The 7,023-nt window shown below is 42.2% G+C and carries 7 protein-coding genes; 4 read left to right on the top strand and 3 right to left on the bottom strand.

Going from position 1 to position 7,023, the window contains the following annotated elements:
* Positions 1-186: 186 nt before the first annotated feature.
* Positions 187-1,287 (top strand): hypothetical protein, encoded by a 1,101-nt coding sequence (locus ACFVQ0_RS37105; RefSeq protein ID WP_376621139.1) that lies wholly within the window; start codon positions 187-189, stop codon positions 1,285-1,287.
* A gap of 806 nt (positions 1,288-2,093) precedes the next feature.
* Positions 2,094-2,246 carry a hypothetical protein gene (locus ACFVQ0_RS37100; protein ID WP_270354913.1) on the top strand — a complete coding sequence of 51 codons (153 nt, stop codon included), beginning with the start codon at positions 2,094-2,096 and terminating at the stop codon, positions 2,244-2,246.
* Positions 2,247-2,640: 394 nt separating this feature from the next.
* Here the strand turns inward: ACFVQ0_RS37100 and ACFVQ0_RS37095 are convergent, their stop codons facing one another.
* The gene (locus ACFVQ0_RS37095) at positions 2,641-2,820 is read right to left on the bottom strand and encodes a hypothetical protein (protein WP_198699002.1); all 180 of its coding nucleotides are present in this window, start codon (positions 2,818-2,820) and stop codon (positions 2,641-2,643) included.
* Positions 2,821-3,244: 424 nt separating this feature from the next.
* Between ACFVQ0_RS37095 and ACFVQ0_RS37090 the strand changes: the two genes are divergently transcribed.
* Both ACFVQ0_RS37090 and ACFVQ0_RS37085 read left to right on the top strand, forming a co-directional pair.
* The gene (locus tag ACFVQ0_RS37090; RefSeq protein WP_376230659.1) at positions 3,245-4,000 is read left to right on the top strand and encodes a hypothetical protein; all 756 of its coding nucleotides are present in this window, start codon (positions 3,245-3,247) and stop codon (positions 3,998-4,000) included.
* 11 nt (positions 4,001-4,011) lie between these two features.
* On the top strand, positions 4,012-4,659 hold the full coding sequence (locus ACFVQ0_RS37085; protein ID WP_376296083.1) for a relaxase/mobilization nuclease domain-containing protein: 648 nt from the start codon (positions 4,012-4,014) through the stop codon (positions 4,657-4,659).
* Positions 4,660-4,689: 30 nt separating this feature from the next.
* Here ACFVQ0_RS37085 and ACFVQ0_RS37080 read toward each other — a convergent pair whose 3' ends face one another.
* Together ACFVQ0_RS37080 and ACFVQ0_RS37075 are read right to left on the bottom strand one after the other, a co-directional pair.
* On the bottom strand, positions 4,690-5,367 hold the full coding sequence (locus ACFVQ0_RS37080) for a hypothetical protein (RefSeq protein WP_376230662.1): 678 nt from the start codon (positions 5,365-5,367) through the stop codon (positions 4,690-4,692).
* A 354-nt stretch (positions 5,368-5,721) separates the two neighbouring features.
* Entirely contained in the window at positions 5,722-6,741 is a 1,020-nt protein-coding gene (locus ACFVQ0_RS37075; protein ID WP_376621148.1) for a protein rep, read from the bottom strand.
* Between the last annotated feature and the right edge of the window lie 282 nt (positions 6,742-7,023).

Here is a 7,023-nt window from a genome sequence, read left to right as displayed (position 1 = left end):
CCTCCACACAGTCAACACATGACCTTTTCTTTCAACACGCAGTCAACACATCCAGTCAGTGACATTTCTATCTCCGGTTAACTTTTCGGAAAATTCTTCACATTCATTTAACAGTCTGAGATAATTCGGAATACAAATGTTTACATTTCTTGCAGTTATAAAGAATTAAGAAAGGATTGGTGAAAGTTGAGTACAATAGCATTCGAAGAAGTCGGACAAGCCATAAACGATTGGTACAAAATCATCAAACAACATGACTTTTCTAAAGCCGCAGCCATGAGGGAAGAGATCGAAAACACGTTTCCAAACATGAAAGAGAATCAAACCGTATTACTGTACTTCAACCTGATTGACTCTCGTTATAAGCTCATGACAGAGGATTACAACAAATCCGGCGAATTACTGGACAATCTGAAAGCCAAAGCCTTAGAAGATAACACCGATGACATGATTCACTATTATTTTTATTTTTTCTCCGGCATGTATGAATTTCATCAAAAGCGCTATGTCAAAGCCATCATGTACTATAAAATCGCTGAAGAACGCTTGAAAAAGATACCTGATGAAATTGAAAAAGCTGAATTTCATTACTATCTGTGTAAGGCGTACTACAAAATAAAGCAAAATGTTTTCTCGATGACCCACGCTAAAATCGCATACGACACATTTAAAGCGCATGAGACCTATAAAGAAAAAACGATTAACTGTGAAATGATGTTAGGAGCAAATAAGCTTGACTTGATGCTTCCTGAACAAGCTCAGGAACACTATGAGAACGCGCAAACTGCAGCAAAAGCAAACAGCTTCCGATACACCGAAAGTTTGGCTCTTTTTAACCTTGGTGTCTGTTTTGAACGACAAAAAATGTTCATCGAATCTTCGAACTGCTTCAAACAGGCCTTGAAAATCCCTGAACATTTAGAGTCGTTTGTCGCCGTCCGCTCCACTTATATGTTAAGCAAAGTTCTGTTTCAATTAGGGGCTTTCGATGTTGCCCTGACATGGTATGAAAAGGCTCTGAAAAAGGCCGAAGACGAAGGAGAAAAGGAGTATTTGGCGAAATTAAAACTTGCATACGCTTTGTATGCAGAACAAAATGACCCAGAGGTGAGGAAAAATATCGATATCCTCGAAAAAATGGAGCTTTGGACAGAAACAGCCGATCTCTCAATGGAAATTGCTGTATACTATGAGAGTAAGGATGACTTTGAAAAAGCCGCATATTATTTTAAACACGGGCATTTTGTCAAAAACAAAATTCTCAAAATATCGGAGGCGTTACTATGAAAAAAACCGCTCTGTTCAGTCTGCTAACTGTTTCAGCATTATTGCTGGCCACTCCTTTAGTAAACAATACAACCTCTTTGAGTAACCCCATTAAAATTGCCGAAGGGGCAGTAACCATTTAACACGGGGGTGTTATTGTGAAGAAAAAAACGATTTTGTTCAGTCTGCTAACTGTTTCAGCATTACTGCTGGCTTCTCCCGCCTTAACGAGCAGTAGCAAAATTGCTGAAGGTGGAGTCTCCATTCAAGAACAACCAGTAGCCATCTAACATGCAAACTCTTGAAAAAGCGTTCCCGCAGCTGAAAATAGACCGTCAAAAAGTCTGGACTTCAGCTGACAAATTAAAATCAAATAAAGACGGGGTTATCCTTTTAGACCGTTCTAACCCAGAACATCGGGATTGGTACAATGAATCAAATTCATCTAAAAGTGTTTAAATCCCACACTATCGGAGGCGTTATTATGAAAAGACGTACTGTCTTAATTACCGCTGCCATCCTTGGACTGCTTCTTGTATCAAGCAACCATTTCGGGACCAAGGAAAACGGATATTTAGGCATATCAAAGGATTTTCAAGTTGCTGAAAATGGTGCACTGGGCTAAAAATAAAAAAGCAGACTCTCAGAAGTCTGCTTTTTTATTTTAAAATGCTTTAAATGCCCTTATATTCGATTTTAAGGACATCCCCTTCCATAAGGTCGTTTTTTTAATTAAAAGCCCTCAGAAACAAATCTGGGCATTCTCAGAGGTATTTCTCATTTCATCCCTCATGTTAGTATTAATAAAAAACCCGGAGGAACCAAAATTGAAAATCGAAACACTCTCTGAAGCAAAAAAGAAAATGAAAGAACTGCTCTCTGATCCGCAGCTCAACTTACCGCGGCATTATCCGGAACGAAGCCTCAAAGGAATCATTTTGCTCGATCAAAACAACGAGTTACACAAAGAATTAAAGTGACTTCATTGGGCTTTGCCCAAACCCACCAACGGACGGCCGTTGGATGCCAATATTTCAATCCCCCCAACCCCCCGATTCTTCGGGGGGCTCCCTCGCCGGTTGGCGTCAAACAAACGGGTTTGTTTGAGTGCTGAAAGGGTTCGGGTGGCGCTGAATGAGTCAACTCCTTAATCCTCCCTACGGTCCGGTTACCGTTGACTCACGCCAAAATCGCCCGCTTTCCCATTTAGAGATAAGACAGCTCCAGCGCTTTTCGGATGTATTCTTCTTCTGTGATTTCTCCATGAAACCGCCTTTCTAAAAGCTTTTCCTCTTCTTCAGTCAGCACTAAGCCCTCAAAGCAAAGGGTTGCTCTCACTTGTCTCATAGCCGTTTCAAAATCAATCATTTGTCTCTATACCGCAGGTTCAATCGTCAATTTTGTTCCATCAGGCAGAGACATTTTCAAGGTATTCAAAGCATCCTCCGCTTCCTCAAGCGTCTCAAATATATCCTCTCGTTTCTCTCCGTCTGGGTGTGTGCTCGTGAACGTAATTTCCGTCCCTTCCAGCTCGCCCACAATACGATATGTCATGTATTCTCCACCTTTCCTTTTTCTATCCATTCTACCCGTTGGCGGACAAGTCCGCCAATGTCAGGCGGGCGAATGAACTCGCCCATTGCCTGCCATAAAACCCAAGAGGGCTGAACAGGGTGAGCCTCGTTACTCTTCCCTGTTCAGCCCTCTTTTTTGCTTCCATTTCGGGTGCGAGACTCCCTGCCGGATCGTCCCGCAGCCCTCCATTTCAGCAAGCCATTTTGTCCTCGCTCGGAGCCTGCCCGATCTGTGGAAAATGGCATTCCCCGCACCTGTTAGGTGGGAGAGGCGGAGTTAAAAGTGTCGGACACAATGTTTCCGACACACTCCGCAATTGGGATGGCACGCCCTCCCCCTTGACCCCCACCGTCCGACACTCTAAAATTGAGCTAATCACTCAATTTTTGGAGGTCGAAAAACCATGGTCGCACGTCAAAAAGAATCCGTCCGACTCGATCCAGAAGTCGTTTCGCTCGGTCGCAAGCTCGCGAAAAAAGACTTCGGATCGGAAACCAAATTTGGACTGCTGATCGAACACGCCATTCGGGCGTATCACGCTCACCAAGTCCAACCTGTCGAAGCAAGCTCATTGCTGTCCGCAACCGAGCAAGCTCTGATCGACAGGATCGAAAAACGAGTTGAAGACATGGGAAAGCAAACCGTTGAACGAGTCGGAAATCTCATTGCCAAATCCAGTTACGAAACTACATACAGCAGTATCGTTTTGGAACACATATTTGATGACTATTTCGAAGATCACAACCCAAAACAACTCCGGGAACAGATGCGCAGCATTGCCGCCCAAAGAATGCGGACTCGACTAGATAAAGAATCAGCTGAAAAAATCAGCTCTCTTATGCAAGAAAACAAAAACCTAGAGGTCATGCAGGAAAAGTTAATCGACATGAACAGAGCACAAAAAGAAGAACTGGAGAAGTACAAAAAAGCCTATCAAGAACTGCGGAGGGACTATCAAGACGTCCAAGAAGAATCAAACAGCAGACTAAATCAGGTCGGTAACGCACACCGACAGAATGACCAGTTAGTCCAAAAAGTACGCTCTCTGCAAGCAGAATCATCTGAATATAAGAATCAAGTGGACTTTCTTGTTGCCAATTACAACCGACTCAAAAGCAATGAAAAGCTACTTGAAGAGTATAAGCAGGGGCGAAGATAATGGTCGCTCATGTGAAATCCCTCGGATTCGCCAGTCATAGCAAAGGCGGAAAGCCGATCACCCATATCAAAGAGCATATCAAGTACATAGAACTTGACCGGGATCATCACCGGACACCGCCGGAACTGTTTACAGCTGCGCAAGATAAAATTCAACGGATTGAGTTTTTCAAAAAGCTGAATGAACAGCCAAAGCGTGGCGTAGTCGGTCATAAACTCGTCATTTCATTAAGCGAAGATGAACAGGGACGGTTCGCCACCGATTTAAAAGAATTAGTCCGAGATACGATGAATCGCTTTGAGGGTAAACACAACGTCAAACTGGACTGGATAGCTGCCGTACACGATGACAAAGGACACCCTCACGCTCACATTGTCATCCGAGGATACAACCAGGACGGCAAACAAGTCGGCCTGTATCCGTCACACTTGAAGGATCTGCAGAGCTTTGCTGAACAGGAGAAAGAACGACAGTTTGAGAGATCCAAAGGCAGAAGCAAAAGCCGCGATTTTTTGAAGGAGCTTGCAGAGGAGATCGAGCTTGAACCATCTATCCCATTAACAGAAAAGAAACGCCGCCGGACTAAAGAGCAAGAACAGCAACAAGAAGAAAAACAGCGCCCTCAAAGACGGCGCCGTGATTACGAAATGGAACGATAACAAAGCAGGCTTCAAGCCTGCTCTCTTTCTTTATTTTGCTTTTACCCGAGTATTAAAACCGTCCTGCTTTTTCACAGTGATAACTTTCGTTCCTACTTTTCGTTTCTTCCCAGTCCAGTTTTCTAACTCGTACTGTGTTTGTGTAACTTTCCACTCTTTATTTCTTGTTCTGTATTGAGCCAAATACGTTTTTTTCTTGCTTAGCCCAGTATGCTGATCGTCAACAGATACCTGATATTCTTTCTTTATGTCAAAACCCACAAAAGCATCCATTACCTTTTTAGCAACCTTTAATTGACCCGAATATGAGTTTGAACGGGTTTTAGTGAACTTAATTGTAATTGAACCGGAATTCCCTGAGTTCCGTTCAACTAGCGTTTTCCAACCGCCATATTTAATACCTTGATAGTCTTTTCTTGTTGTCTCCCACCAAGTTGAAACAGCTTGTGTAGATGCTTTTTCATCATTTTGAGATTCTGGGATATAAGTAACGTCCACTACCTCATAGTCTTCATTGCCAGATACAGCTTGCTGAAGAACACTCCCCTCAGTAGCTCCATCGAATTCAGGATGTACATTCTCGGTGTCAATTGATTCTGAAGCCGATGCAGATATTGAGTAAATCGGTAAAGCCAAAACAAAAACCAAACTCAGCACCAACAATTTGCTAAACAGCCCTTTAAAACGCTTCCTTTGTCCTACTTTCAAAGCATAAATCCTCCTTCTTTATTTTGGCATTCCATGCTATTATACATGTAATTGACTGGAAATTCAGAAAATTTTTCAAAAAAATAGGAGGAAGTGTGTAATTGTGCGTATTAAATACTCGGTCATCTCATTGTTTTTAAGTCTTTTTTCCTTTTTTTTGCTTCAAGTGTTTGACCGTCTCAAAGACGTGATACTGATTGCTTCAACAGTCGATACAGAAGAAAGCACGATTGATCAAAGTCTGCTCGCCAGCAATTTAGTTATCATTCCTATCATCTTTTTGGTTTTAAGCGTCGTTCTTTATTACACTCTTCCAAAAGGAAAATAGCAGATTCCACAAGGGAATCTGCTTTTCTATTTGATTATGTAGTTCTTAATGCCAGGATGCCAGTAAGCCATGACCTCAAATGCGCCATTCGCAACCTCGTCATCTTCTTCCTCAATCTTGACCAGATCGCCGTCCTCCGCATCACCAAGATTCAGCTCTTTATGTATCTCCTTCAAAATACCGCCGTATCCGATTAACCTACGGGCTGCCAGCGCATCATCCAAATAAAACACCGTGTTCAGATTGTCTTCCGTCACCTTATTGCCGCGCACAACATCCGTATCCTTGACTGGATACTTAGAAATTTCAAGAACAGCTTTTTGCTCCATCATCGCTTCCCGCACGTCGTTTTCAATCTGTTCAGCGTCAATCTTGGCTTTACCTTTCACCCGACGAATATCAACAATTGGGGTGTAATCCAATTTCATCGCCTTTTTCCAAAGGCTTGTCCATTCCGTCTGCTTGATATAATTTTTGCCGAAATAACTTTTCTTCACAGGCAATAACACATGAAAATGCGGATGATATGTATCTTCTTCATGATTTTTAGTAATCTCTAAAGCTCTAAAATAGCCAAGTACCGCTGTATCGACCCTTTTGTATTTCATAAGTCGATTAAACCCTTTCATCATGTCCGAAATCGAAGGTTTCAGACTGTCACCTTTAACATTTCGAACGGTCAACGTGAGAAAAATCCATCCGCATCCATACTGACGATTAGCTTCTTCTACGATCAATTTATTGTGATAAGCAATTTTTAACGACCTGCGCCAGGCACACATCGGGCATAACCTCACTTTGCAAAACTGAGCTTGATACAACTTTAGTTTGCCCGTCTCCGGGTCTCTTTTAAACGAAAGACATTCCGCACAACTACACAATTTCTCAGCTTTTTTGCCATAGTAAGGTATACCTGTTTTGTTCTGTAAAGCTTCATAGTGCTCCGCCATAAGATTCGTCCGTCTTTTTTTCCCTTTCCAATCCCGCTTTTTACCTGTTGCGGTCTTATCCTCAAGGATGTTATAATTATGTTCAACTGAATTCAAACGAAAAAAACTCCTTTCTGTGCTAGTAATCTAGCGTTCTATTATTTGGCTTCGACAACCTAATAATAGCAGAAGGAGTTTTTATCTGTCAAAAACACTTTAAAGCCTTGACAGACAAGGGCTGAACCTGTTTTTTAAAAATCTTGTTGTTTCTATATAGTATCAAGATAAGAAAAGACCCGATTTCGACTCCGTCAAAATCGCAAAAAAGGCCGGCAGAATTGCCGGTCTTTTTTTAAAACCCAAAACCTAAGATCAAAACCATTCTTCCCCCGTAGGGGG

Source organism: Streptomyces sp. NPDC057900 (assembly GCF_042887885.1).
Classification (GTDB): Bacteria; Actinomycetota; Actinomycetes; order Streptomycetales; family Streptomycetaceae; genus Streptomyces.
The sequence above is the reverse complement of the archived record's forward strand: the minus strand, read 5'-3'. Positions and strand labels throughout refer to the sequence as shown.